24 protein-coding genes are annotated in these 24,940 nt (G+C 47.1%); 21 read left to right on the top strand and 3 right to left on the bottom strand.

All coding sequences use genetic code 11. The features are described from left to right. Nucleotides 1-62: 62 nt before the first annotated feature. The 15 genes from argH (at nt 63) to HP548_RS26395 (ending at nt 16,005) form a co-directional block, all read left to right on the top strand. Nucleotides 63-1,571, top strand: coding sequence for an argininosuccinate lyase (argH, locus tag HP548_RS26465; protein WP_343054936.1), 1,509 nt, complete (start codon nt 63-65; stop codon nt 1,569-1,571). A gap of 18 nt (nt 1,572-1,589) precedes the next feature. Further along, the gene (locus HP548_RS26460) at nt 1,590-2,534 is read left to right on the top strand and encodes an amidohydrolase family protein (RefSeq protein WP_076287916.1); all 945 of its coding nucleotides are present in this window, start codon (nt 1,590-1,592) and stop codon (nt 2,532-2,534) included. Nucleotides 2,535-2,595: 61 nt separating this feature from the next. Then, nucleotides 2,596-3,951: an extracellular solute-binding protein gene (locus HP548_RS26455; RefSeq protein WP_175383276.1), complete on the top strand. Its 1,356-nt coding sequence runs from the start codon at nt 2,596-2,598 to the stop codon at nt 3,949-3,951. A gap of 27 nt (nt 3,952-3,978) precedes the next feature. Then, entirely contained in the window at nt 3,979-4,926 is a 948-nt protein-coding gene (locus HP548_RS26450) for a carbohydrate ABC transporter permease (RefSeq protein WP_175383275.1), read from the top strand. 25 nt (nt 4,927-4,951) lie between these two features. Next, nucleotides 4,952-5,812, top strand: a complete 861-nt coding sequence (locus tag HP548_RS26445) for a carbohydrate ABC transporter permease (RefSeq protein ID WP_175383274.1) — start codon at nt 4,952-4,954, stop codon at nt 5,810-5,812. Nucleotides 5,813-6,055: 243 nt separating this feature from the next. Next, nucleotides 6,056-6,880, top strand: a complete 825-nt coding sequence (locus HP548_RS26440) for an alpha/beta hydrolase (protein ID WP_175383431.1) — start codon at nt 6,056-6,058, stop codon at nt 6,878-6,880. A 109-nt stretch (nt 6,881-6,989) separates the two neighbouring features. Further along, on the top strand, nt 6,990-8,633 hold the full coding sequence (locus HP548_RS26435; protein WP_175383273.1) for an AraC family transcriptional regulator: 1,644 nt from the start codon (nt 6,990-6,992) through the stop codon (nt 8,631-8,633). Nucleotides 8,634-8,750: 117 nt separating this feature from the next. Continuing rightward, nucleotides 8,751-9,752, top strand: coding sequence for an ABC transporter substrate-binding protein (locus tag HP548_RS26430; protein WP_076287920.1), 1,002 nt, complete (start codon nt 8,751-8,753; stop codon nt 9,750-9,752). Nucleotides 9,753-9,776: 24 nt separating this feature from the next. Next, nucleotides 9,777-10,784, top strand: coding sequence for a FecCD family ABC transporter permease (locus HP548_RS26425; protein WP_076287921.1), 1,008 nt, complete (start codon nt 9,777-9,779; stop codon nt 10,782-10,784). Further along, nucleotides 10,777-11,799: a FecCD family ABC transporter permease gene (locus tag HP548_RS26420; protein ID WP_175383272.1), complete on the top strand. Its 1,023-nt coding sequence runs from the start codon at nt 10,777-10,779 to the stop codon at nt 11,797-11,799. The genes HP548_RS26425 and HP548_RS26420 overlap by 8 nt, the downstream gene beginning before the upstream one ends. 38 nt (nt 11,800-11,837) lie before the next feature. Beyond that, complete coding sequence (locus HP548_RS26415) at nt 11,838-12,572, top strand: alpha/beta hydrolase (protein ID WP_217504819.1); 735 nt, start codon at nt 11,838-11,840, stop codon at nt 12,570-12,572. A 105-nt stretch (nt 12,573-12,677) separates the two neighbouring features. Further along, nucleotides 12,678-13,433 (top strand): exodeoxyribonuclease III, encoded by a 756-nt coding sequence (locus HP548_RS26410; protein ID WP_063565361.1) that lies wholly within the window; start codon nt 12,678-12,680, stop codon nt 13,431-13,433. Nucleotides 13,434-13,702: 269 nt separating this feature from the next. Next, nucleotides 13,703-14,686: an alpha/beta hydrolase gene (locus HP548_RS26405; protein WP_175383271.1), complete on the top strand. Its 984-nt coding sequence runs from the start codon at nt 13,703-13,705 to the stop codon at nt 14,684-14,686. Between the two features lie 50 nt (nt 14,687-14,736). Beyond that, complete coding sequence (locus HP548_RS26400; RefSeq protein ID WP_175383270.1) at nt 14,737-14,883, top strand: hypothetical protein; 147 nt, start codon at nt 14,737-14,739, stop codon at nt 14,881-14,883. A 144-nt stretch (nt 14,884-15,027) separates the two neighbouring features. Next, nucleotides 15,028-16,005, top strand: coding sequence for a diaminopimelate dehydrogenase (locus tag HP548_RS26395; protein ID WP_409347678.1), 978 nt, complete (start codon nt 15,028-15,030; stop codon nt 16,003-16,005). Between the two features lie 162 nt (nt 16,006-16,167). Here the strand turns inward: HP548_RS26395 and HP548_RS26390 are convergent, their stop codons facing one another. Further along, nucleotides 16,168-17,022: a pentapeptide repeat-containing protein gene (locus HP548_RS26390; RefSeq protein ID WP_175383268.1), complete on the bottom strand. Its 855-nt coding sequence runs from the start codon at nt 17,020-17,022 to the stop codon at nt 16,168-16,170. Between the two features lie 304 nt (nt 17,023-17,326). Here HP548_RS26390 and HP548_RS26385 point away from each other — a divergent pair, with 304 nt between their 5' ends. Next, the gene (locus tag HP548_RS26385; protein ID WP_076288277.1) at nt 17,327-17,869 is read left to right on the top strand and encodes an NADPH-dependent FMN reductase; all 543 of its coding nucleotides are present in this window, start codon (nt 17,327-17,329) and stop codon (nt 17,867-17,869) included. A 194-nt stretch (nt 17,870-18,063) separates the two neighbouring features. On the opposite strand, the gene gdhA is transcribed toward HP548_RS26385, so the two are convergent. Then, nucleotides 18,064-19,440: an NADP-specific glutamate dehydrogenase gene (gene gdhA, locus HP548_RS26380; RefSeq protein ID WP_175383267.1), complete on the bottom strand. Its 1,377-nt coding sequence runs from the start codon at nt 19,438-19,440 to the stop codon at nt 18,064-18,066. A 388-nt stretch (nt 19,441-19,828) separates the two neighbouring features. Here gdhA and HP548_RS26375 point away from each other — a divergent pair, with 388 nt between their 5' ends. From HP548_RS26375 to HP548_RS26365, 3 genes are read left to right on the top strand one after another with little or no spacing between them, the layout of a single operon-like run. After that, a complete protein-coding gene (locus tag HP548_RS26375; RefSeq protein ID WP_175383266.1) occupies nt 19,829-20,302 on the top strand; it encodes a GreA/GreB family elongation factor in 474 nt (157 codons plus the stop codon). After that, nucleotides 20,292-20,798 (top strand): cation:proton antiporter regulatory subunit, encoded by a 507-nt coding sequence (locus tag HP548_RS26370; protein WP_076287930.1) that lies wholly within the window; start codon nt 20,292-20,294, stop codon nt 20,796-20,798. The genes HP548_RS26375 and HP548_RS26370 overlap by 11 nt, the downstream gene beginning before the upstream one ends. 3 nt (nt 20,799-20,801) lie before the next feature. Next, entirely contained in the window at nt 20,802-22,007 is a 1,206-nt protein-coding gene (locus HP548_RS26365) for a cation:proton antiporter (RefSeq protein WP_099857080.1), read from the top strand. Between the two features lie 152 nt (nt 22,008-22,159). On the opposite strand, the gene HP548_RS26360 is transcribed toward HP548_RS26365, so the two are convergent. Continuing rightward, nucleotides 22,160-23,038, bottom strand: coding sequence for a PhzF family phenazine biosynthesis isomerase (locus HP548_RS26360; protein ID WP_175383265.1), 879 nt, complete (start codon nt 23,036-23,038; stop codon nt 22,160-22,162). Nucleotides 23,039-23,218: 180 nt separating this feature from the next. On the opposite strand from HP548_RS26360, the gene HP548_RS26355 reads away from it, so the two are divergent. Both HP548_RS26355 and HP548_RS26350 read left to right on the top strand, forming a co-directional pair. Further along, complete coding sequence (locus HP548_RS26355) at nt 23,219-24,145, top strand: NADP-dependent oxidoreductase (protein WP_175383264.1); 927 nt, start codon at nt 23,219-23,221, stop codon at nt 24,143-24,145. A gap of 104 nt (nt 24,146-24,249) precedes the next feature. Then, the gene (locus HP548_RS26350; RefSeq protein WP_175383263.1) at nt 24,250-24,879 is read left to right on the top strand and encodes a type 1 glutamine amidotransferase family protein; all 630 of its coding nucleotides are present in this window, start codon (nt 24,250-24,252) and stop codon (nt 24,877-24,879) included. The last annotated feature ends 61 nt before the right edge of the window (nt 24,880-24,940 follow it).

Raw genomic sequence — 24,940 nt, 5'->3', positions numbered from 1 at the left:
AAACATTCCGACCTGATTAGTCGGCATTTAAAATCACTGTATTCAGATGAAGAGCAAGGAAGGTGAAGTCAACGTCAACGAATCCAACACAAACGTCTGGTTTTCCCAGTCAAACCTATGCCGAAATTGTACTTGAACCCGCCTATAACCAGGCCACACAGCATCTGCTGAACCCCATGATGGCCGTAAACAAAGCACATCTGATTATGCTCCGTGAACAACACATCATTTCGGAGCAAGAGGCGTGCCACATCGCTTCCGCTATACAGAGTTTGGATGTAGATGGGCTCCGAAGTAGCGAATATTCCTTCCACGTTGAAGATTTGTTCTACCAAGTCGAAGTTGAACTAGAGAAGCTTGGCGGACCTTCTGTCGGGAATCTGCATTTAGCCAGAAGCCGAAACGATATGGGGATCGCCATGTATCGTATGGTGCTGAGGGAGAAGCTGAACTCAACGATTTCCTCAGGGTTGTCATTACACCGAAGCCTAAGAGAATTTGCATTACGTCATATCGATACCCTCATGATTGCTCACACGCACACCCAACAAGCCCAGCCGACAACACTTGCCCACTACATCTGTGCCGTTAGCGATTCCCTTGAACGGGATCTCAATCGATTGAGATCCGCCTATACAGGCTGCAATCGCAGCAGTCTTGGTGCGGCTGCTCTCACCACTTCTGGATTTCCGGTCTGTCGAGACCGGACCGCAGAACTGCTTGGCTTTGATGGCATTATTGAGAATGCCTATGATGCCGTCAGCGGTGCAGATTATGCAGGTGAAGCCGCCTCTGTAGCCCAACTGGCAGCTATCAATCTGGGGCGTTTCGTTCAGGATCTGCTGTTATGGTGCACACAGGAATATGGTGCATTAATTGTAGCTGCCCCTTACGTTCAGGTTAGTTCCATCATGCCGCAAAAACGGAACCCGGTATCGATTGAACACGCCCGTTCACTCCTTTCAAGTGCCAAAGGGGATGCAGCAACTGCGCTTATCATGATGCATAACACGCCCTTTGGCGACATTGTAGATACCGAAGATGATATGCAGCCCTATGTATGGAGAAGTCTGAATACACTTGAATCCGTATATCGCTTGCTGTCCGAAGTGATGGATACCCTTAAGGTCAATGTGTTATTGCTGCGTGAACGGGCAGAGCATAGCTTCGCAACGGTTACCGAACTTGCAGATACCTTGGTCCGCACAGAAGGATTATCGTTTCGACAAGCTCATTCCATCGTGAGCCGCATTGTAACACAGCTGACTGAATCCGGTACTTCCATTTCGGGATTGAACTGGGATGTTGTGAATACAGCGGTGCAGGAAATTGCCGCCAAACCGCTTGCCCTAACCTTTGAGCAATTAGAGCAAGCAATATCCCCTGAGCATTTTGTACACATTCGGCATGTGCGTGGTGGACCGAATCCGGAAGAAGTGGCAAGAGCATTGGAGGCCCAAGCGCTCCGTCTCGGCACACAGGAACAATGGAGTCTCGATACCACTAATAGACTCCGTTCTGTAGATGCAAAACTGGATTTAATTCTAAACGGCTGGCTTAACAGAATCTAAATGGAAGGAGCAAAATCAATGTTCTCCAATCCCGACTTTCGAGTTTTTGACATCCATGCCCATCTGCCTTATAAACTTTTGCTTTCCTCATATAAAAACCATGAGTTGGTGACGCGATATGGCAAGGAACGCAGTGAGCGAATGAGACTAACCTGGGACTTCCCGGCGGTGGAGGAGCAGGGAGAGGAAGCTGCGCGGCCGTTAATCGAACGGTGGGTAGATGAATTGGACAAATACAATATTGCTGGACTTAACTTTCTGACGGCTCTGGATAATGACAACTTGGCTGAACAAATATCCATATACCCGGATCGGTTTACCGGATTCGCCTATCATCCCATTGAAAATGAAGATGCATCCATTGAGCTGCGTAGGGCAGTTGATGAGCTCGGATTGCGAGGATATAAGTTGTTTGGTCCCCTCACCCAGATTCCCTTTGACTCTCCTTCGCTCGACCCGGTGTGGGCATTTCTTGCAGAGCGCCGCCTGCCTGTCCTGATTCATTTTGGCATGCTTGGTCATGCCGGAGGCATCGTTCATCATCCCAACATCAATCCGCTTGCCATCTTTAATACGGCCCGTGCCTATCCGGATATTCCGTTCATCATCCCTCATTTTGGCGCAGGGTATTTCCAGGAGCTTCTGCATCTAAGTTGGAGCTGCCCTAATGTGTACATCGACACATCGGGTTCCAATCAGTGGGTACGCTGGATGCCATACGAGCTGAACTTGGAGACGTTATTCCGCAAAACCTACGAACTGTTGGGTCCAGAGCGAATTATCTTTGGAACGGATGCTAGCGGATTTCCGCGTGGTTATCCTTATCGTTACTTGCAGGATCAGGTGCGTGTATGCCGTGAACTTCGCTTCCCTGAAGCGGACATTGAACTCATCTTTGGAAATAACGCAAGACGTTTGTTGAAGCTACCTGTTGGCAAAGCCGTCGGTTCCACCAATGCGTAAGCCAAGGAATTAAAGAAAGTTATAACACTTTTGTTGGAAAAAGAGGGGAGAGTGGCTTCACTTGACGGAATCCGGTTATTTTTCATTCAGGCCAAGCAAGGCCCTGCAATTATTGATTGCAGGTTTACTCTTATTGAGCATTACAGCTTGCTCAACCAAGCCATCCGAAGAGTCCGGTTCAGCAGCTGTTACAGCTTCGGGTGATCAGACGGAGACGGAGCCCATCACGATTGAGTACTGGCAGTACGAATTTCCAGCCAAGGTTGAACTGATCAATACCTTAATCCAGGAATTCGAGACTGAACATCCCAACATCAAAGTCAAACAAACCAATTTTCCGTACGACCAGTACAATCAAAAGGTAGCTACACTGGTTCCCGCCGGAAAAGGACCGGATGTCATTAATCTGTATTACGGCTGGTTGCCCAAATATGTGCAATCCGGTTATTTACAGCCGTTGCCTGAAAGCAGCTTTCCTGGCATAGCCGAGGCATTTTTCCCTTTTGTAGATACAGCCAAATTAAACGGAAGCTATTATGCTCTGCCTACAGGCGTGAGAACGCTGGGGTTATTTTATAACAAGGACTTGTTCGCCAAGGCTGGACTTGATCCCGACAAACCGCCTACGACTTGGGAAGAGCTTGTCTCGGATGCCAAGGCATTAACGGAAACGGACAAAAATGGGCAGTTGGTAACAGAGGGTTTCGCATGGGAACCGGGTTCCCAGCTTCATCACTGGTTCCGAGACGGATTGTTATATCAAGCGGGAGGCAAGGATACGAGCGAGGATCGTCGGAAAATCCTGTGGAATGATACCCCTGCAGGGCTTGAAGCATTCAAGTATCTGGTTGATTTTGCAACCGTGCATAAGGTGGGTATTAACGGCTTTTACACTGATGATGCCAATGCATTCAAAACGGGCCATGCGGCAATTAACGTGGATGGTTCATATCGATTGGGATCTATCAAAAAAGACGCTCCCGATTTGAATTTTGCTGTCGCACCGCTACCGGGTTATAAAGGGAAGTCGACACAGGCTTCATTCTGGGCGAATGCGATCCCTGCCAATGTTACCGGGGAGAAGCTGGAAGCAGCCACGGCCTTTTTACAGTTTTTGATCAGCAAGGGTGTTCAGGAACAGTGGGTGGAGAAGGTCGGTGAACTTCCCGCACAGAAAGAAGTGGCTCTTCAGGATAAGTATGTGAATGACCCGCTGCTTGGCCCTTTTATCTCTCAACTGAACGATGCCAACGCCCACTTCTTCATTGATGAGACGCAGGAACGTACGTTATTTGTGAACGCTGTGGATGAGGTGTTGCTTAATCATGTGCCGGAAGAACAGGCTTTCAATGATCTGGTGGCCAAAACCCAGAAGCTCTATGACGACTACTGGACGAAACAGGATAAGAAAAAATAAGTTCTCATTCAAGGAGGCTGCGCAGCTATGAGGACTACCGGGGTGATCCCTTCGCGGCCGAAACGGCGTCGTTTATGGTTCGGATCGGGAATAGGAAGACTCAATTACAGACATAAACAGCGGTTATTCATTTATGGCGGTTTGTTGATTCCGCTGATCTATTTTGTAGTCATCCGCATCTTACCGATTCTGTACTCCTTTAACGTGAGCTTTCGCGAATGGGGCATGCTGTCACCGGACAAACCCTTTGTGGGTTTTGATAATTATGCGACGTTGCTAAGTGACTCTCTATTCCTCAAGTCCCTGGTGAACACAGGAATCTACGTCGTTGTTGGAGTGCCTGCACAGTTGATTGCCGGATTAATCGTGGCTCTTCTTCTCCAGCAAGTGGTGAAGCTGCGCGGATTGTTCAGGACGGCCTACTTTATCCCGTATGTTACCAGTGTAGTGGCGGTAAGCTGGGTATTCCGGTGGCTGCTGATGAAGAACGGGATTGTAAATGCTCTATTTATAGAGTTGGGCCTTGGGCCGCAGTCATTCCTGTATTCGCGCTCACAGGCCATCTTCTGGATTATTGCGGTAATGGTATGGCAAAATATCGGATTTCAGATGCTCATTTTCCTGGCGGGTCTGCAAAACATCCCCAAATTGTATTATGAAGCGGCTGCGATAGACGGAGCCACGGGTTGGCAGCGCTTTGTGCATATTACGATCCCTCTGTTGAACCCAGTCATGCTTCTATCTGTCGTAATGGCAAGCATCGGGTTTCTGCAATCCTTCACTCAAGTGCTGAATATGACTGGCGGCGGACCGTTGGACTCCACCATATCTGTCGTGCTTCATATATACAATCTGGCTTTCAAAAGTTTTGATATGGGCTTGGCCTCGGCAGCGACTGTTATTCTGTTTGCCATCATATTCATGCTGACACTGATTCAGCTTAAAGTGCTGGGCAGCCGTTTTCAACAGGAGTAAAAGGAAAGGACGGTGCTCTTCAAGCATGAGCAGATCTGCGGCATGGGCCGATACCCGAACGACACTCCGCTGGAAACGTTCCGGGTCACTGATCAGTTATGTTTTACTTACGCTCGGACTTGGGTTGATGGTGTTTCCGTTTCTATGGATGATATCGACGTCGTTCAAGACGCTGGATGAAATCTACTCTCTAAGCCTCATCCCTTCCAGAGTCACATGGGACAATTATGCAGCCATTTTTCAGGGAACCCCATTTCCCCGTTGGATGTTGAATAGCCTATATGTAGCCGTTATTGCCACCGTGAGCGTCTGCGTATTTGATTCCATTACGGGATATATTCTGGCCAAATTTTCGTTCTGGGGGAAACAGGTTATTTTTGTGCTCATTCTAAGTACATTGATGGTGCCGACTGAAATGCTAATTATTCCATGGTATCTTGTATCCAGCAGTTTTAACGGCATGGATACGTACTGGGGTATTCTGTTTCCAGGTTTAATATCCGGATTTGGTATTTTTCTAATGAAGCAATTCATGGAATCCCTTCCTTCAGAATTACTGGACGCGGCACGAATTGATGGCATGGGAGAATGGGGCATTTTCCTTCGGATCGCTGTTCCGCTGGTTAGGCCAGCGTTTGCCACCCTCTGCATTCTGACATTCCTGGGCAGTTGGAATTCATTCATCTGGCCGCTCATTATTACGCAGAGTGAAGAAATGTTTACGATTCCGGTCGGGATGGCTTTCTTCTCCAGCGAGGCCAAGGATAGCAGCAACTGGGTGCAGATTATGACTGGAGCCACACTTTCGGTTCTGCCATTGATCATTCTCTTTCTTTGTTTTCAGAAGCAGATCATTCGTGGCATTGCTACAACAGGTCTCAAATAGCATTAAAGCGTCGGACATTTTTTATAGAAAAACAGAACACTACAAAACAAACAAAGTCGGTTACCCCGTCAGGGAGGGCCGGCTTTGTTCTTTACATGGAAATGAAAAAGCCTTGTATGCAATGAAGCGGTGCATTTTCCATATGGAAATGGGTGATTCGTCCATGGAAGGCCGGACCGACCTTGGATATAATCGGAGACTAAAGCCGTAGCAACCAGGAGGAATACTTTATTGAAACAAGTGATGAGACATGACGGAACAGAACCGGAAGTAACTTTGCCGGGAACTGCCTATTACCACATGCGTGCAGAACAGACCAAAAGAGAGTACGAGATCAGAGTTTGGGTGCCGGAGAGCGCCCCGCCAGCTTCCGGATATCCCGTGATCTATCTGCTGGATGCCAATGCGGTGTTTGGTACGATGGTTGAGGCCATGCGTATACAATCTTTACGCCCGGAGAAGACCGGGGTTGTGCCAGCAGTTATTGTTGGCGTGGGGTATACTGCCAGAGAACCCTTTCCACCGGACAGACACTATGATTTTATGATGCCGGTTCCCGAAGGGGAATTACCCCGGAGACCGGATGGAGCAACTTGGCCGGAGCATGGCGGCGCTGAAGCATTCACTCTTTTTATCGAGGAACAATTGAAGCCGGATATTGAACGACGCTATGCCATTGACCGGAGCAGACAATCCGTTGTGGGGCACTCGCTGGGCGGATTATTTGTTTTGCAGTTGTTACTGGAACGTCCGGGAACATACCGAAATTACATTGCAGGTAGTCCGTCTCTTCATTGGAACTCAGCCTGGATCGCCTGGCAGCAAGAGACGTTTGCTTCTCGCATGCAGGATAACAGTTCGGAAATTCACGTTTTACTTGGAGCAGGAGAACTGGAGGGGAGTCATCCCAGCGGGGTGATTGAACGTTCCCGAGCGTTTACCCAATGGTTGAACCATGCCGATGCAAGTGGAGTCCGTGCTGATTTTATCTGTTTCGAAGATGAAGGTCACATCTCTGTATTGCCTGTGTTGATCAGCAGGGCACTGCGATTTGCATCCAGAGATTGAACGGGTTTAGCACCATCATGAAAGAACTAGTAGATGCGGGGGTCTCCGAAAATTTGATATACTGATGATAGTTATTGAGAATGGTTATCAAATGGAGGCCTATAAATAGATGATTTCCCCTAACTTATACCCTAATCAAGAGGTGGATTCCACGTATCTGCTCGACAGATTGACTATAAAATTGCGTGACATGGAGAAAATGAAATCCACTTCGGACTGGAACATTCCCCAGCAGCATACCTCGTCTTATGTGCTTGTCTTGGTCACAGGTGGTGAAGCCTTACTGACACTGGATCGGGGGTCTATCCATATTCATGCACAAGGCGTATATTCCTGTGTACCCGAATCCACTTTTGGTCTGACTTCTTTCGGAGATGAAGGAGCCGAAGTAACGATCATGCGGTTTGATCTTTATCAAGAGCTGCATGATGATCCTGACACCTTGCATGTGGTTAAAGATACCCCGATGTTCAGATCTGGCAAGGAGCTGGCGGTGGCACCAACCGTTCAGCTCTCATTTATGTGCGAAGAAATACACAACCTGTGGCATAGTGGCAGGGCCATGGGACATTTTCAGGCACATGTGCAGTTTCTCCAATTACTCGCAAGCCTTACAGAAGCATCACCTCCGCTTAAGGAAGATTCCCAGATGATGATCCAGCGTACCAAAGATTATATCGATGAGCATTCCAATGAGAATCTAACCGTGGAATATCTGGCAGGCATGGCCGGGCTGAGTCCGAAATATTATGTGGACCTGTTCAAGCGAAGATATGGAATGAGTACAACTGATTATATTTCTTCACTCCGCATTAACCGGGCAAAACAACTGATGGCCGGTACTGAAATGCGTCTGCGGGATATTGCACATCAGGTTGGATATCAGGACGAATTTTACTTCAGTCGCAAATTTAAAAAAGCCATGGGAATATCCCCTTCGGTATATATGAACAGCCGCCGCCGTAAAATTGCGGCCTATCACATTGCGATTACAGGACATTTGCTGGCCCTGAACATGATTCCCTATGCCGCACCGCTGCACCCGAAATGGACATCGTATTATTATCGAATGTATGGCAAGGACATCCCTGTACATCTGAGTGCCTATCGGATTGACATGGAATGGCAATCCAAAATTCAGGCTCTGCAGGAGCATCAGCCCGACCTGATTATCAGTTACGACCATTTGCGACCTGAGGAGAAAGCACAGCTTGAAGGTATTGCACCGGTTCATTACCTCACGGTCTCAGATCACAACTGGCGATCACAGCTTCAGATTCTGGCTGAACATCTGGGGACACAGCAGGATGCCAAGAGTTGGCTGGAAACTTATGATCATAAGGTTGATCAGGTCAAAACGATGATGCAGCAAAAACTTGGCAACGAGAAGGTAGTTGTTGTCCGTTTGTTAAAACATCAGTTCACACGTTATTGTTCACCTTCCATGTTGGAAGTGTTATATGGAGATTTGGCGGTTAAACCAGCCCATGTCAGTGAAGAAGGGGAAATATATAACGAGCCGATTACGCTGGAACAGCTGGATGAAATGCAGACCGATTGGATATTTCTGATGGTATGTCAGGAGAGTGAGACGTTATCCTTCTGGGAGGATGTGCAGAAAACCTCCTTGTGGCAAAATATAAAATCCGTTCAGAATAACCGGTTATTTATCATCCCGGCTGATCCCTGGCTTGAGAACTCGCCCCTCGCCAATGAACGCATCCTGGACGATCTGATGGATCGCTATCGGTGAAAAATCCATAGAGATTCAGGACAGAGTCCATGGTTCTGTTCGTCATTCTTGTTTATCATTCAATAATGATTATTATTCTCAATTAGAATAATCGAAATTGAAGGGAGATCACCAGAGATGAAAAAGAAATTGGGGTTATGGTTGGTAATGATATGTATGCTCGCAGTATTGGGAGCGTGCGGCAATAAAGAGGACGCGTCAGGGAATGCGGAGAATTCAGCTTCGACCGGAACCGAGGCGTCGACCAATGAAACGGACACAGCTGAGGCAGCTGAAGGCACACGAACCATTAAATACTTAGATAAAGAGTACACAGTCCCAACAGAAGTTAACCGTATTGTTATTACTGGTTCCATGGAAGCGATGGAGGATGCGCTGGTTCTTGATGTACATCCGGTAGGGGCAATTACTTTTGGCGGCGAATTCCCGGAGATGTATGCTTCTATCACGGATCAAGCTGAGTCCATTGGGCAGAAGATTGAGCCTAACTTTGAGACCATTTTGTCCCTGAAACCGGATATTATCTTGGGTTCCACCAAGTTTAAACCTGAAGTGGCAGAGCAGTTAAGTAAAATTGCGCCATTTATTCAGGTATCCCATATTGCTACGGATTGGGAGTCGAACCTGAATCTGCTGGCTGAGCTGACTGGCAAGCAGGAACAGGCCAAACAGGAAATTGAACAGTATAAGGCTGCTCTGACTACTGCCCAGGCTGAATTAGGCGACAAACTTGAAAACAAAAAAGTGCTGGCAGTGCGTATTCGTAACGGACAAATGTATGTGTATCCTGAGTCTGTCTTTGTGAATCCGATTCTGTATGGAGACCTTGGATTCCAGGTTCCGGCCGAGATCCAGGCAGCCAAAGCACAGGAAGCACTTTCGGTAGAGAAGTTTGCAGAGATGAACCCGGATTATGTGTTTGTACAATTTGAGACATCTGAGAACTCCGATACCCCGAATGCCCTGACAGATCTGCAAAACAACCCGATTATCCAGAAGACAACCGCGCTGAAGGAAAATCATGCTTTTGTCAATGTCATTGATCCATTGGCTGAAGGTGGTCCGGCCTGGAGTCGTATTGAATTCCTGAAAGCAGCAGTTGAGCAGTTATCCAAATAATTAGAGCAAGGCGTGTATACTCCTATGCAAAAAAGAAGATTGAATCCGGTGGTGCTGTTCGCAGCAGCACCTCTGTTCATTGCAGTTACCATTCTGGCGTCCGTGATGTACGGAGCCAAGAGCATTGACGTTTCGACCATAACGGCAGCCATTTTCCATTTTGATACAGACAGCATCGATCACCAGATCATCGTGTCATCCCGGCTCCCGCGTGTTATTGGTGCTCTATTGATCGGGGCTTTTCTGGCGGTGTCAGGTGCGCTCATGCAGGGGATGACAAGAAACTATCTTGCATCCCCTTCCATTATGGGGGTATCCGATGGATCGGTAGTGGTCATCACCTTATGTATGGTATTTATGCCGAATACGTCATCTCTTGGTCTGATATTTTACTCTTTGGCGGGATCGGCAATTGGAGCAGGACTGGTATTTTTCATAGCCTGGTTACTGCCGGGCGGCATGTCGCCTGTTCGGCTTGCCATTCTGGGCACGATTATTGGTACATTCCTCGGTGGTGTATCTCAGGCCGTGGCTACCTATTATCAGGTGTCTCAAACGATCAGTTTCTGGTATAACGCCAGATTGCATCAGATGGACCCAGGCATGATCAAGCTGATTATTCCATTTGCTGTGGTGGGACTGGCGTTAGCCATCATTCTTTCCAAGTCTATTACCATTCTGTCGATGGGCGATGATGTGGCAACAAGCCTGGGGCAGCGTACCGGATGGGTTAAGGCTTTATCGATACTGAGTGTGGTTATCCTGACTGGAATATCTGTGGCTTTGGCGGGCAAAATCGCTTTTGTCGGTTTGTTGGTTCCGCATATTACCCGATTTCTCTTCGGGGTAGATTACCGCTGGATTATTCCGTGTTCCGCTCTGCTGGGCGGATTCTTTTTGGCCTGGTGTGACATCTTGAGTCGTTTCATTAACTCTCCGTTTGAAACACCAATTGGAGTAGTCACCGCATTATTTGGCGTTCCCTTCTTCCTTTATCTGATCAAAACCAAAGGAGGGGGAAAACATGCCTGAACCGCAGCGGGGAAGATTATGGGCCGTCATTTTCATAAGTTCAATAATCATTGCAGCATCCGTTTATATCAGTTTGACTAATGGTGCGTTTGACATATCGGTGATAGATGTGGTCAAAACGTTATTACGGCTGGACCCTGTCCATGAGCATGATCTGGTCATTTTTGATTTCAGGCTGCCGCGTATTGTCATTGCATTACTGCTTGGCCTGGGACTCGGGATTGCCGGAGCTGTTATTCAGGGCATCGCCCGCAATCCGCTGGCTGACCCCGGCATGCTTGGCATTAACGCAGGTGCCGGAACAGCAATGGTGCTCTTTATGCTTCTGTTTCAGGGGTCCATAACGGGTACAGGATGGTTGTCCATTATGGCGATGCCACTGTTTGGCCTGGTGGGTGGATTAACGGCAGTTATTCTCATCTTGTGGTTTGCACAGGAGCGTGGTCAGTTGGATTCCCAAAGGCTTATTCTGGTCGGGATTGCCATCGGTTCAGGTTTTAGTGCAATTACGCTTTATCTTTCCCTAAAGATGAACCCGTCCGATTTTGAGATGGCTACCGTCTGGCTGACAGGCAGCATTTATAATGCCAATTGGCGATACATATCGGCGATGATTCCATGGCTGGTTCTGCTGATTCCTTTGCTTTGGGCTAAATCCCGTGTGCTGGATGTCATGCAGCTGCAGGAGGCCAGCAGCATGGGACTCGGCGTGGATGTTCATCGGGAGAGAAAAATATTGTTGCTGGGCAGTGTTGGGCTCGTCAGTGCCTGTGTTGCCGTATCCGGGAGTATCGGATTTGTTGGGTTAATCGCTCCTCATATTGCACGGCGGCTGGTGGGGCTTCACCATAAACGGGTCATTCCGATATCCGGGTTGGTTGGCATGGCGATGGTTGTTGTAGGGGATTTGATTGGTAAAACGGTGTTTGCCCCGGCAGAACTGCCTGTGGGCATCGTTATCTCCATTATTGGCGTTCCTTATTTCATCTTTTTACTGCTCAAGAACCGGATGTAACAAGCCAGATTTGAAACAGGAGGGAAGGGTTCCATATCATGAGTAAATGGGTACAGGAGTCGGTTAATGGCTGGACGCTCCATCTGCTGCTTCCGCCATCTTACACAGAGGGAGATCGTCATTACCCGGTCGTTTATATTCAGGATGGAGGTGCGGTAGCCAAAGCTTGCAGCAATCTGCTGGATCATTCTTTTCGCTCCGAAAAATTGCCTGAATTGATTTTGGTCGGTATTGAACCTCACAATCGCAACGATGACTACACGCCATGGCCTGTACCAGCGCTGCATGCATCCTTTTCGGCCTTTGGCGGTCAGGGAAGCATATATCTGCAGGCGATCACTGAGCAGCTGAAACCGTATGTGGACTCGTCTTACCGTACTCTTGCAGATTCAGAGAATACAGGTATACTTGGCTGTTCGCTCGGTGGGCTGATCTCTCTGTTTGCGGCGATGGAATTCCCTCATATCTTTGGAAAGGTTGGGGCGTTATCGGCCTCAATGTGGTATGAAGGTTTCCTCGATTATATGAGTGACTATTCCTGGGCTGAACGCCGCGGGTTGAAGTTGTATATGTACGTTGGGAGTCTGGAAGGTGTGTACAAGGCTAATGCCCAAGCACAAATGCTGGAAAATACACGTTCTGCGTGTCGCATGATTTTGGCCCAGGGCTATCCTGCCGAGCGGCTGAATTACGTGGAGGAAGAGGGCGGGACGCATGATCTTTTATTTTTTGCCAAGCATCTGCCTGAAGCATTAACCTGGTTGTTTCAGTGAGCATAGGGCTTAGTAAGCGCTCATTCTGTTTGGATATCGTCACACCTCAGCTTGTCCTTCCGAATTCGCCCATGCTATATTGGGGAGATGTGAGGAGATGAGGATATGAAGCTGGTGTCCTGGAATGTAAATGGATTGCGGGCATGTGTTACCAAAGGATTCATGGATTATTATAACGAGAGTCAAGCCGATATTTTCTGTGTGCAGGAGACCAAGCTGCAGGCAGGACAGATCGAAATGGATCTGGGTGAAGACGTATATCAATACTGGAATTATGCTGTCAAAAAAGGATACTCCGGCACAGCCATATTTACCCGGATCAAGCCTCTATCTGTCTGGTACGGGATAGAGGAAGATAGTGAACCGGAAGGCCGAATGATTACGCTGGAGTTTGATCATTTTTATCTAATCAACGTATATACCCCCAATGCGAAGCGGGATCTGACCAGACTTCCTTACCGTTTGGAATGGGAGGATCGGTTCAGAGGGTACGTGCTGCAATTGGAGCAGACCAAGCCGGTTATCGTATGTGGTGACCTGAATGTAGCCCATCAGGAGATCGACCTGAAGAATCCGAAGCCGAATCTGGGCAACTCGGGATTCACGCTGGAAGAGCGAGGCAAAATGACCGATCTGCTGGCTGCTGGATATGTGGATAGCTTCCGTCATCTGTACCCGGATCGCACGGATGTGTTCAGTTGGTGGTCGTACATGCCTAAGGTAAGAGAGCGTAATGTTGGATGGCGGATCGATTATTTTCTTGTGTCCAATCAGCTGGCTCCGAAGGTTTCAGAGGCGCATATTGATTGCCATGTCATGGGCAGTGATCATTGCCCGGTGGGTCTCACGTTGCAATTGTAGATTGCAGAGGGTTTATTTGGCTTTTTACAAAATGAATATCATCAAAACCGCAGGTTTCCGTTATCGGGAATTTGCGGTTATTTTACGTTGTCTATATGATTATCTTCCCTTTGGTACAGGTCTCAATGGTATTTTTCATACTGCGGGTAGGGGGGAACTAGACTTAGGTTGGGGAAAGAACTGGACCCGGGATCGTTCCGTTTCCATCCGTACTTGGGTAAGATTAAAGAATACATATAGAAGAAGAGCCGGGTAAGGGGTAGAGAACGATGAAGAAGGGGTTACGGAGAGGTTTGAAGGGGCTGGGTGGCCTGATGCTGGCAACAGGGCTTCTGCTGCTGGCAGGAACCGCGTACGAGGCATATCAGTCGACACAAGACATGAAATCTTATACTGCACCGGGCAAAATGTATGAGGTAAGCGGACGTAACATGCATCTCTATACAACGGGAAGAGGAAATGCGACAGTTGTCCTCGCTTCAGGCTGGGGTACGCCCAATCCGTATGTTGATTTCAGCCCGCTATATAACAAGTTGAAATCCCAGGTGAAAATTGCGGTGTATGATCGGTTCGGTTACGGGTATAGCGATTATACGGATCGGCCACGTGATATCGATACCATTACAGAGGAGATCCATCAATTGCTGCGAGTATCCGGCCAACGTCCGCCGTATATCATGGTAGGTCATTCTCTCGGATCGCTGGAGACCGTGCGATTCGCACAAATGTATCCCGATGAGGTAGCTGGCATGGTCATGATTGATGGAGGAAGTCCCGAATATTACAGCACTGTTGCTATGGAGCAATCGGACTGGTATTTCGATTCAGCCCGTCTTCTGGTGAAAACAGGAATTGTGCGTACATTGCTGCATTCGGATCGGATAACGGAATCTTTGGTCGTTAACCCGGATCTCGTTACGGAGTCAATGAGAAAGGCAGCCACCATTTCCACACTCAAGCATGCATACAATGACAACGTGATTGGAGAGATGCGCAATTCCAAGACGAACGCAGCCCATATCCTGGAGCATAAAAAGGAATTCTCCTTCCCGCTAACCATTCTGACGGCCGGTTCAGAGAAACAGAGCGAAGGCAGCCGGGCATGGCAGACAGATCAAGCCGATTTTGCTTCATGGTCCAGTCAAGGAACACAGGTCACTGTGGCACACGCCAAACACGATATTCATAACAGTCAGCCGGATATTGTCGCTAGTGAAATTTTGGAGTTGGTGAAGCGGTCCGGTGAATTATGAAGAACATAATCCAGCCAAAATATAGCAAACAGGATGAGGAGGTAGGATGGATGAAAAAGATCAGAACCGCATCAAGATTCCTTTCCTTACTCCTGGCAAGTTGTCTGTTGTCTCTAACGGTGTTGTCCGTTTCCGTCTTGTTTGCTACTTCTTCCGTGGAAGCCATACCTTTTATCCATTCGGTTGGACGTGATTAGAATAAAAGGAATATATCAGGCCTTGCTGCTCTGCATGCAAGGTATTTTTATTTCAAACTGGAAACCTGACAATTTACATGTTATGTTATATCATTATACTAGATAAAGTAGGCAACTATAGATGAAGACAGGAGAGGATTGAACATGGTCAAAGTTGGTATCGTAGGTTACGGAAATCTGGGCAAAGGTGTAGAGAAAGCTATTACTCAAAACCCGGATATGGAGCTTGTTGCTGTATTTACACGTCGTAACCCGGAGCAGATGGTTGCAGAAGGTACGGAGGTTCGTTTCGAGCACATCTCTGCTGCTGAGCAATACATAGGCAAAATTGATGTGATGATTCTGTGTGGAGGTTCGGCAACCGATCTTCCGGAGCAGACACCTGCAATTGCAAAATTGTTCAATACGGTGGATAGCTTCGATACACATGCCAAAATCCCTGAATTCTATAAAGAAGTTAACGCCGCGGCAGAGCAAGGTGGCCACGTGAACGTCATTTCCACAGGTTGGGACCCAGGCTTGTTCTCCATGAACCGATTGCTTGCCCAATCGATCCTGCCAGAAGGTAAAGAGTACACGTTCTGGGGTAAAGGGGTAAGCCAAGGTCACTCCGATGCCATCCGTCGTGTTCCTGGCGTTAAGGCTGGTGTGCAATACACTGTACCTGTTGAAGAAGTAATCAACAGCATTCGTGCTGGGGAGACCCCAGAATTGACCACACGTGAGAAGCATCTGCGTCAATGCTATGTAGTTGCAGAAGCTGGTGCAAATCAGGACGAGATTCGTGAAACGATTGTATCCATGCCGAACTATTTCTCGGATTACGATACAACGGTGACGTTTATTACTGAAGAGCAATTGAAGGCTGAGCATGAAGGCATGCCGCACGGTGGATTTGTCATTCGTAGTGGAGTTACAGGCGCAGGCCAGAAACAAATTATTGAATTTGGTCTGAAGCTCGACAGCAATCCTGAATTTACCGCAAGTGTACTGGTGGCTTATGCAAGAGCCGCACAACGTTTGAGTCTGGAAGGACACAAAGGGGCTAAGACGGTATTTGATATCCCACTCGGTCACCTGTCTCCTAAATCGGCTGAGGACCTTCGCCGCGACTTGCTGTAGTCCGTTAATTCATTACTGTAGTTGCAAGTCCATGTAATACAACACAAATAGCTCGTCCTTCTAAAAAGAGGGACGAGCTATTTGTTGTACAAACGAATCAGTACATATTCATGAGCTGTTCATAGTGATTCATACTCGCAACTCATGTGGGGACAGTCTTCCCTACAGCCAGTGTGAGGGAATGTTTAAATGAGCCGGCAACTTGGTATCTGCACTGCCTTTTGCCGAGTTGAGCTGGGATTGCGTCAGAAAGATGCTGCCTCTCAGATCCGCTCCACCCAGATTCGCATCCCGCAAGTCAGCCCCAATTAGATCGGTCTTTCTCATATCTGCGTTTCGTAGGTCAGCCGCTATCATTAAGGCACCTCTAAAGCTTGCACCCCGAAGGTCAGCGCCTTTAAGATTGGCTCCTAGAAAGTCTCTTCCGGTACCCTTTTTGGTCTTCGATTTGGATGGTCCCTTACCCGAAGCTGGAACCTTTGCCCGCACCATCTCGCTGGCCTGTACAAGCAGTTCGTTCACCACCGCCCGATGTGCGGGAATATCGAGACGTAATATGGCAGATGGCTCCAGATCGGTTAGTCGTTCCATTTCCCGATATACGTCCTTCAACGCGGCATGGATGGATGATGTTTCCGGCAGCTGTAGCATTTCATTGATATAGCTCATCATTTCATGAAGCTGCTTCATGACAGGCAAGCAATCGAACATTTCAGCAGCAGTTTCGGGATGATTACGCCAATCCTTGCCCGCATATGTAATTTGTGATAGTTTCTGACCAGCGCCGAAACAATCGTAGACTGTGCAGCCCTTGAACCCTTTCTGTCGCAGCTGTGTATGGATGCCACAGCGGTTATCGGTACGGAGATTGGAACAGGGGGTGCCACTGGATTTATCAAAAGCAAAGTCTGAGGATTTGCCATACGGCAAGGCGACACAGCATAGCCCAAAACATTGCTCGCAGTCTGCGCTTAAATGCAGAGTAGCCTGATTGCTACTGAATGCTTGGTTAGTCATTTGTACACTTCCTTTTATTAAAAAGAATGCTATTTTAAGGTCAGTACAACTTTACCATCAGGCTGGATTTCGATCAATATGCTGCTATGTAGAATAAATTCATAACAATATTTGTATGATAAAGATAAAGTGAAAAAAATATATACAAACTTTACGTAAGTTACTTGACTAAATGAATTTAATTACTTATTATCAATATCAACAGAAGAAATTAAACCAAACGGTACAGGATGGTGTCAATATGGGTTTTATGGATAAATTATTTGGAAAAACAAACAACAACACACAAGAGGAGGAAGAAACGATGTCGAAACTTAACATTGGAATTATTCTTGGGAGCACACGTGAGGGGCGTTTGAGTCCACAGGTTGGAGAATGGGTAAAGCAGATTGCGGATGCACGTGGTGATGCCAACTATGAAATCGTGGATATTGCTGATTACAAGCTGCCTCTCTTGGGAGAAGCGGATGCAACGGAGCAGGCTACTGCCTGGAATGTGAAGCTGGCAAGTCTGGATGGGTTCGTATTCATTGTACAGGAGTATAATCACAGCATCTCCGCATCACTGAAAAATGCTTTGGATTATGCCCGTGAGGCATGGAATAACAAAGCTGCCGGGATTGTCAGTTATGGTTCCGTAGGTGGTGCACGTGCAGCAGAACATCTGCGGGGCATTCTAGGTGAGTTGTCGGTTGCTGATGTTCGTGTTCATCCGGCACTGTCGCTGTTTACCGATTTTGAGAACGGAACGACCTTTAAACCGGCCGATCTGCATCTGACCAATCTGAACGGCATGCTGGATCAGGTGCTGTCCTGGAGCGGAGCTCTAAAAACGGTACGTTCATAAGTACATGTGAGTCTACGGTTCTCTTTACAAAGGAATTAAGAGACTGATACTGCGATTCGAGTGACATCGTTATCTATATCTATGTTAAAGGGCAGTTCTCCATTCGGGAGAACTGCCCTTTGCTTATATCTATGCGATAAGATGCATCGTTTAGCAGATGTTCGGTAATGCAGAGAGTTATGACACCCAAAGAATTAGACGATACCTTGCGCAAGCATGGCGTCTGCCACTTTCAGGAAGCCAGCGATGTTCGCTCCGGCAAGCAGGTTACCTGCACAGCCGTACTCATCCGCTGCCTGAACACAGCTAGTGTAGATGTCAGACATAATGTCATGCAGCTTGGCGTCCACTTCTTCAAATGACCAGGACAACCGCATGCTGTTCTGCGACATTTCAAGTGCGGACACGGCAACTCCGCCAGCATTAGCGGCTTTGGCTGGTCCAAACAGAACGCCTTCTTTGTGGAAAACGTCAATCGCAGCCAGAGTGGAAGGCATATTCGCTCCTTCACCGATCGCTTTAACTCCGCCTTGCACGAGCAATGCAGCAGCCTGTTCGTCGATTTCATTTTGCGTTGCACAAGGCAGCGCGATATCACAAGGGATAGACCAGATGCCTTCACAGCCTTCGGTATACACGGCATGTGGATGCTCTTTGACATATTCGCTGATCCGCAGACGATCAACCTCTTTTAATCTTTTTACGGTATCCAGATTGATTCCTTGAGCGTCATAGATATAACCACCAGAGTCACTACACGCCACAACATGAGCTCCAAGCTCCTGAGCCTTCTGAATGGCATAGATGGATACATTACCCGAACCGGAGACAACCACCGTGCTGTCCTTGAAGCTCAGTCCTTTGGAGGCCAACATCTCTTTTACAAAGTACACGCATCCGAATCCTGTAGCTTCCTTACGCGCAAGACTTCCTCCGTACAGCAAGCCTTTACCTGTGAGTACGCCAGCTTCGTGTCCACCGCTGATGCGTTTGTACTGTCCGAACATATAACCGATTTCCCGTGCACCTACACCGATGTCGCCGGCAGGTACGTCCGCATCGGAACCGATATATTTGTACAGCTCAGTCATGAAGCTTTGAGTGAAACGCATGACTTCCAGATCTGATTTTCCTTTTGGATCGAAGTCGGAACCACCTTTACCACCGCCGATTGGCAGGCCAGTCAGGGCATTTTTGAAAATTTGTTCGAACCCAAGGAATTTAACGATTCCCGAATAAACGGAAGGATGGAAACGAAGTCCACCTTTGTAAGGCCCAATAGCGCTGTTGAACTGAACACGGAATCCACGGTTTACTTGTACCGTGCCTTGATCATCTACCCAAGGCACGCGGAACGTAATGACACGTTCTGGCTCAACTAGCTGTTCAAGCAAGCCATTCTCCCGATATTTCGGGTGAGCTGCAATGACAGGAATAAGCGAGTCCAGGATCTCTTTGACAGCCTGATGGAATTCACTTTCCTGTGGATTTCTGGCGATAACCGATTCGTAAACGGAATGAACATACTCTGCGGCAGTTACTTGAGTTGAATCCTTAGTTATAGTCGACACTTTTTCAATGCACTCCTTTATTGTGTTAAAGTCTTGGGATGGCTATTTGTATAAATTGCATAAAAGTTTGTAGTTAAATATACAGGAAACAAAATAAAAATACGAGATGAAAACCCATAAAATGTTTTTTATGACGTTATTAAAATCTTCTATGGATCTGTCATATGATGTAAAGGTTAAGTTTGGAAGCTGGATTGACGCCCTTTTTATCATTATACAACGCAAAGTTAACAGAATAGCTGGATTAAAAAATTTGTTTTGGTAAGATGGTAGTAAGACCGCGGTATCCGTGGTTTTTTTATCTATATGAAGGAGGAGAACAACATGATTAAGAAAAACATGCGAATTAACATGGAGAACAGGGCTTGTATAGGAGGTGAGATTTATTATGAACCATAGGACCTCCTTTCAAAATTGCAGAGAAATGCTGGTGAACCAGCTCATTATATTCGGTGAAGAGAAAAGAACATTTCTCGACGCCTATTTTGACGTGCGTGATCCGGAACGTTCGCAGATGGAACGACTGCTCGCAAACTATACGACGTGTGTGGAGAAGCTGCTCCTTGGTTCGGATGAAGCTCTGGAATCGGTGGTACTTATCGGTAGTTTGATCCGTTTTGAGTACGTTGACTTCCATACATCTGATTCATTCACCATTGTTATGCCAGATGACGCGGACCCGGATGCGGGGCATATTTCATTCCTCTCCCCTGTGGGGCGGCAATTATTGCTTGGGCTCAAGGGAGAAGTGAGGTCGATTAATATACCGGCTAGCTCCATGCGAGTACGCATTACGGATATTACGTTAAACAAAGAGTCCTTGAATCGGATGTCCACTGGGGGTGCAGATCATGCACTTTAAAGAGACGGATTTGCCGGGAATTGGACGCAAGTATTGGCTGCACACACGAAGCGGTGAGCATCTGGTCATTGTCATCCATAATGATGAGCGACGTGACCTGTTTCACATGGAATCAGGCGATTCACCTGAAGAACTGGGAGATATGGTGTCACTGGTCACACTGGATGATGATGAGGCACGTGCGGTTGCTGCTATTGTCGGTGGCATGACGTACAAACCAACCTTTCAGGATGAGCGTGAAGTTATGCTGGAGGGACTGTTAATTGAGTGGCTACGTATTGAGCCGCATTCAGAGAGCATAGGAAGAACGATCGGAGAACTGAATATTCGCCAGGCAACAGGAGCAGTTATTCTGGCTGTGGTGGAGAAGAACAGGACGAAGCAGTTTAATCCAGGTCCGGACTATATCTTTACCGCGGGGGCTACGGTTGTTGTCGCTGGTGAACGGGATCAGATCAAACTGTTAAAACAGTTGTTATCCAATGGACGGCTCTAGCCTATGGATATGCTCATATTCGAAGTGGGAATTGCCGTTGCGCTGATTACACTTACGGGGCTAATATCTGCAAGATTACGATTTTCGGTCATTCCTTTCTATATTCTGATTGGTATGGCTGTTGGACCGCATGCACCACAGATCGGCATTGTGGATTTGCGTTTTATCGAAAGCTCGGAATTTATTGAATTTATGGGCAGGCTGGGTATCCTGTTTTTGCTCTTTTATCTGGGATTGGAATTTTCGGTCTCCCGCCTGATGAAGTCAGGCAAAGCCATTCTGACCGGAGGTATGTTCTACGTTGGCCTTAACTTTGCTTCCGGTCTGCTGCTGGGATGGTTCATGGAACTGCCACTCAAAGAAACATTAGTTGTCTGTGGTATTATGACGAGTTCTTCCACAGCTATTGTGGCTAAAGTACTCGTGGATCTGAAGCGCACGGCGAACCCGGAGACGGAGATTATTATGGGCATGATCATGTTTGATGATCTATTCATCGCCATCCATATATCGATTCTGACGGGGCTTGTACTTAGTGGGGCTACCTCATTCCTCAGCGTCTTGCTCGTATCCCTATCTGCGCTGCTCTTTATTGTGCTATTTCTGATCATAGGCAGGAAATGCATCAAATATATTGATAAGGCACTCAACATCAAGTCATCGGAGTTATTTCTGCTTACGGTTATGACGCTGCTCTTTTTGGTGGCAGGTTTCTCGGAAACGTTGCATGTAGCCGAGGCGATTGGAGCTCTGATGATGGGGCTTGTTCTGGGGGAATCCAGACATGCCAGCCGAATTGAGCATCAGATTATGCCGTTCAAAGATTTCTTTGGGGCCATCTTCTTTTTCAGCTTTGGCCTGACTATTGAACCCTCGACCCTTGGCGGGGCCGTTGGAATGACCGTGATTGCCGTTATTCTGACCATTGCCAGCAACTATGGTGCGGGCATGATCGCTGGCAGACTCTCTGGGATGACTCCCAAGGCTTCTCTCAATGTGGGATTCACGCTCGTATCCCGTGGAGAGTTCTCTATCATTATGGCGAACATCGGCAAGGCAGGAGGCCTGATGGCATCCATTCAGTCTTTTGCCGTGTTATATGTGTTGATTCTGGCAGTGCTTGGTCCGATCCTGACGAAAGAATCACCTTGGATCTACAGTCAATACGCTCGCTTGAGGAAAAGAATGAGGGGGAAAGAGACGGGATGAATTGTGCATCTGTTTGCCACGTCTTTACAGCGTAGGTTAATACACAGATGCAAACACGCATTGAATCTAATCCATTGTTTAACCGTAAACGCCACACTGCTTGGAGTATATCTCTCCTTGGTGTGGCGTTTATTGTCCCCGGACCGGGGAATTCATGAAAGTTGGATTCGAATGTTCTCTATATGAACCGCGACCCCGCCCACTTGAATCTTGGTGATTTCATTGGAAATGCCCAGCGTTAATCTGGCACGAATCTCCGAGGGGCGGTTCATGGTGTATCCTTGTCTAATCGTATAGGTGGTATCGTGGGGATCTGAAATTTGGTTATTTTTATGTAAATAACAGAGTAAAGCACCGTTAGATGTACCAGTTGCGCTCTCTTCCGGGATATCGTAAAGGGGAGCAAAGTTCCGACATTCTGCGAGGGTGCTCTCTTTATCTGGTTTGAGTGCAAATACGTGATAACCTACGACATGGTTAGCTTTGCTAATTTCAGCGATAAGCTTAAAATCAGGAATGATTTTTGACAGCACATCAACATGGTTAACGGCAATCAAGATATCGCGCAGTCCGGTAGATACGATCTGTACAGGTAATTCAGCGTGTAAATCATGTGTAGAAATACCCAGAGAATCTGCAATGTCTTGTCGGTCAACGATCTTTCCAAACTCCGGAAGCGCCTGAGACAGATAGACTTCACCATTGTTGTGGACAACGACTTCAAGTATTCCGGCTAACGTCTCCAGCGTGTATACACCTACATCAACGATATGTTGTGCTTTCATTAAATAAAATAAGGCAATTGTTGCATGTCCACATAGATCAACTTCATCACTAGGGGTGAAGTAACGAACTTTGAAATCAGCCTGATCCGATGGCATAACAAACGCGGTCTCTGAGAATCCAACTTGTCTGGCAATCTCCTGCATCTGGGAGTCGGACAAGTGTCCTGCTTGTAAAACAACACCTGCGGGATTTCCGCCTAGAGGCTTATCCGAAAATGCATGTAACGTACTTACTTCAATTTCCACATTCCTACCTCGCTTGTTCAGTTATTTAGGTTCAACTGTACTACATTATATCATGGTTACTAATCAGGCTTGTGAACCCAAACCTGCTGCGAATTCATGAATATAGGTCAAATGAACGTCCGGGAAGGGTAATGAAGAAGGAGAGTAAACGATAATGCTATGGAAAGGCTGGGATCTCTAATGAAAGCAATTGTGATTGAAAAGTTCGGTGGAGCAGAACAATTGAAGGAAAAGGAAATGCCCAAGCCGGCATGTGGAGTCAATCAGGTGCTAATCCGCATTCATGCTACTTCTGTGAACCCGGTGGATTTTAAAGTCAGACAAGGCCATATGAAAGAGGCAGCGGATTCTTTTCCACTTATATTGGGCGGGGATGTTGCCGGTACGGTGACTGATGCGGGTTCGAATGTGGCAAGGTTCAGAGCGGGAGATCGCATATTTGCTCGTCCTCGTCATTTCGGGACTTATGCAGAATATGTGGCCGTGGATGCGGACATCATTGCCCGTATTCCGGAAAAACTGAGCTTTGAGGAAGCAGCTGCCATACCTCTAGCCGCCATGACGGCCTGGCAGGCACTTGTTGACCATGGACGGCTTGCCAAAGGGCAGAAGGTTCTCATTCACGCGGGAGCAGGTGGTGTAGGAACCTTTGCTATTCAGATTGCCAAATATCTTGGCGCTGAAGTGGCTTCCACGGCGAGTGAATCGAATGAAGAGTTGCTTCGTTCGCTGGGAGTGGACCATTTTATCAATTATAAAAAAGAAGACTTCTCGGAGATTCTCTCCGGGTATGATGTCGTGCTGGACACGATGGGTGGCGACATTCAGCGTGATAGCTTCAAGGTATTGAAGGCCGGTGGACATCTGGTATCCCTTGTGGGACAGCCGGATAAAACGCTGGCTAAGGAAGCAGGTGTAACGGCCAATGTGTTCATGATGGAACCCAAAGGGGATCAACTCGATCAGTTGGCTGAGCTCGCTGCTGAGGGCAAGCTGAGACCTATCATTGATGAGACATACCCCTTGAGTGAACAAGGACTGCGTGAAGCGCACGAAAAAAGCGAAACCCATCATACACGCGGGAAACTGGTCATTCGAGTAGAATAGTTGAGGATTAACCGCTGAATATTTCAAATTTAAAAACTTTACTGACGGAAGATGTCAGTAAAGTTTTTTTATACTAGGGGTATCGACTAGAAGGGAAGTGCACTATGCATACAAAAAAAGCATATCTTTATGTATTTGATACGATGTCAGACTGGGAGGTAGGTTATTTAATTGCTGAACTAAACTCGGGAAGGTATTTTAAGAAAGAGTTGGAGCCGATAGAGGTGATTGCTGTTGGCGTAGATAAAAGTCCGGTGACTACCATGGGGGGATTGGAAATATTACCTCGCATTTCAGTTGATGAGTGTAAGTTGGAAAGTACGGATGTGTTGATTCTTCCAGGCGGAAATACTTGGATGGAATCCATTCACGAGCCTATATTAAAAGAAGCTTCAATATCTTTGGAAAAAGGTCATGTTGTTGCGGCAATATGTGGTGCAACCGTTGGACTTGCGAGGGTGGGATTGCTAGACTCCAGAAGGCATACAAGCAACGATCTGGAATATTTGAAAATGATTTGTCCTCATTACATTGGAGAAAAATACTATGAAATGGTACCGGCCGTAACGGATGGCAATTTAGTTACTGCATCGGGCATAGCTCCGTTGGAATTTGCGATGCATGTATTGAAGGTGCTCGATGTATTTACACAGGAGACTTTAGATTCATGGTTCAATCTATATCAGACTCATGAAACAAAATACTTCTTCGAGTTAATGAATTCTATCAAATAGCTAACATTTCGATATGTTCGCATGGAGTGGAATAAGATATAATAGTAACAATTTATTCCAT

Origin of the sequence: Paenibacillus taichungensis (genome assembly GCF_013359905.1) — a bacterium.
Classification (GTDB): domain Bacteria; phylum Bacillota; class Bacilli; order Paenibacillales; family Paenibacillaceae; genus Paenibacillus; species Paenibacillus taichungensis.
This window is presented reverse-complemented; position numbering and strand designations above follow the sequence as displayed.

Coding starts and splice junctions, on each gene's coding strand:
- HP548_RS26460 (WP_076287916.1), top strand. CDS start 1,590: ATGTTCTCCAATCCCGACTTTCGAGTTTTTGACATCCATGCCCATCTG.
- HP548_RS26450 (WP_175383275.1), top strand. CDS start 3,979: ATGAGGACTACCGGGGTGATCCCTTCGCGGCCGAAACGGCGTCGTTTA.
- HP548_RS26445 (WP_175383274.1), top strand. CDS start 4,952: ATGAGCAGATCTGCGGCATGGGCCGATACCCGAACGACACTCCGCTGG.
- HP548_RS26440 (WP_175383431.1), top strand. CDS start 6,056: ATGAGACATGACGGAACAGAACCGGAAGTAACTTTGCCGGGAACTGCC.
- HP548_RS26435 (WP_175383273.1), top strand. CDS start 6,990: ATGATTTCCCCTAACTTATACCCTAATCAAGAGGTGGATTCCACGTAT.
- HP548_RS26430 (WP_076287920.1), top strand. CDS start 8,751: ATGAAAAAGAAATTGGGGTTATGGTTGGTAATGATATGTATGCTCGCA.
- HP548_RS26425 (WP_076287921.1), top strand. CDS start 9,777: ATGCAAAAAAGAAGATTGAATCCGGTGGTGCTGTTCGCAGCAGCACCT.
- HP548_RS26420 (WP_175383272.1), top strand. CDS start 10,777: ATGCCTGAACCGCAGCGGGGAAGATTATGGGCCGTCATTTTCATAAGT.
- HP548_RS26415 (WP_217504819.1), top strand. CDS start 11,838: ATGAGTAAATGGGTACAGGAGTCGGTTAATGGCTGGACGCTCCATCTG.
- HP548_RS26410 (WP_063565361.1), top strand. CDS start 12,678: ATGAAGCTGGTGTCCTGGAATGTAAATGGATTGCGGGCATGTGTTACC.
- HP548_RS26405 (WP_175383271.1), top strand. CDS start 13,703: ATGAAGAAGGGGTTACGGAGAGGTTTGAAGGGGCTGGGTGGCCTGATG.
- HP548_RS26400 (WP_175383270.1), top strand. CDS start 14,737: ATGAAAAAGATCAGAACCGCATCAAGATTCCTTTCCTTACTCCTGGCA.
- HP548_RS26395 (WP_409347678.1), top strand. CDS start 15,028: ATGGTCAAAGTTGGTATCGTAGGTTACGGAAATCTGGGCAAAGGTGTA.
- HP548_RS26390 (WP_175383268.1), bottom strand. CDS start 17,022: ATGACTAACCAAGCATTCAGTAGCAATCAGGCTACTCTGCATTTAAGC.
- HP548_RS26385 (WP_076288277.1), top strand. CDS start 17,327: ATGTCGAAACTTAACATTGGAATTATTCTTGGGAGCACACGTGAGGGG.
- HP548_RS26375 (WP_175383266.1), top strand. CDS start 19,829: ATGAACCATAGGACCTCCTTTCAAAATTGCAGAGAAATGCTGGTGAAC.
- HP548_RS26370 (WP_076287930.1), top strand. CDS start 20,292: ATGCACTTTAAAGAGACGGATTTGCCGGGAATTGGACGCAAGTATTGG.
- HP548_RS26365 (WP_099857080.1), top strand. CDS start 20,802: ATGGATATGCTCATATTCGAAGTGGGAATTGCCGTTGCGCTGATTACA.
- HP548_RS26355 (WP_175383264.1), top strand. CDS start 23,219: ATGAAAGCAATTGTGATTGAAAAGTTCGGTGGAGCAGAACAATTGAAG.
- HP548_RS26350 (WP_175383263.1), top strand. CDS start 24,250: ATGCATACAAAAAAAGCATATCTTTATGTATTTGATACGATGTCAGAC.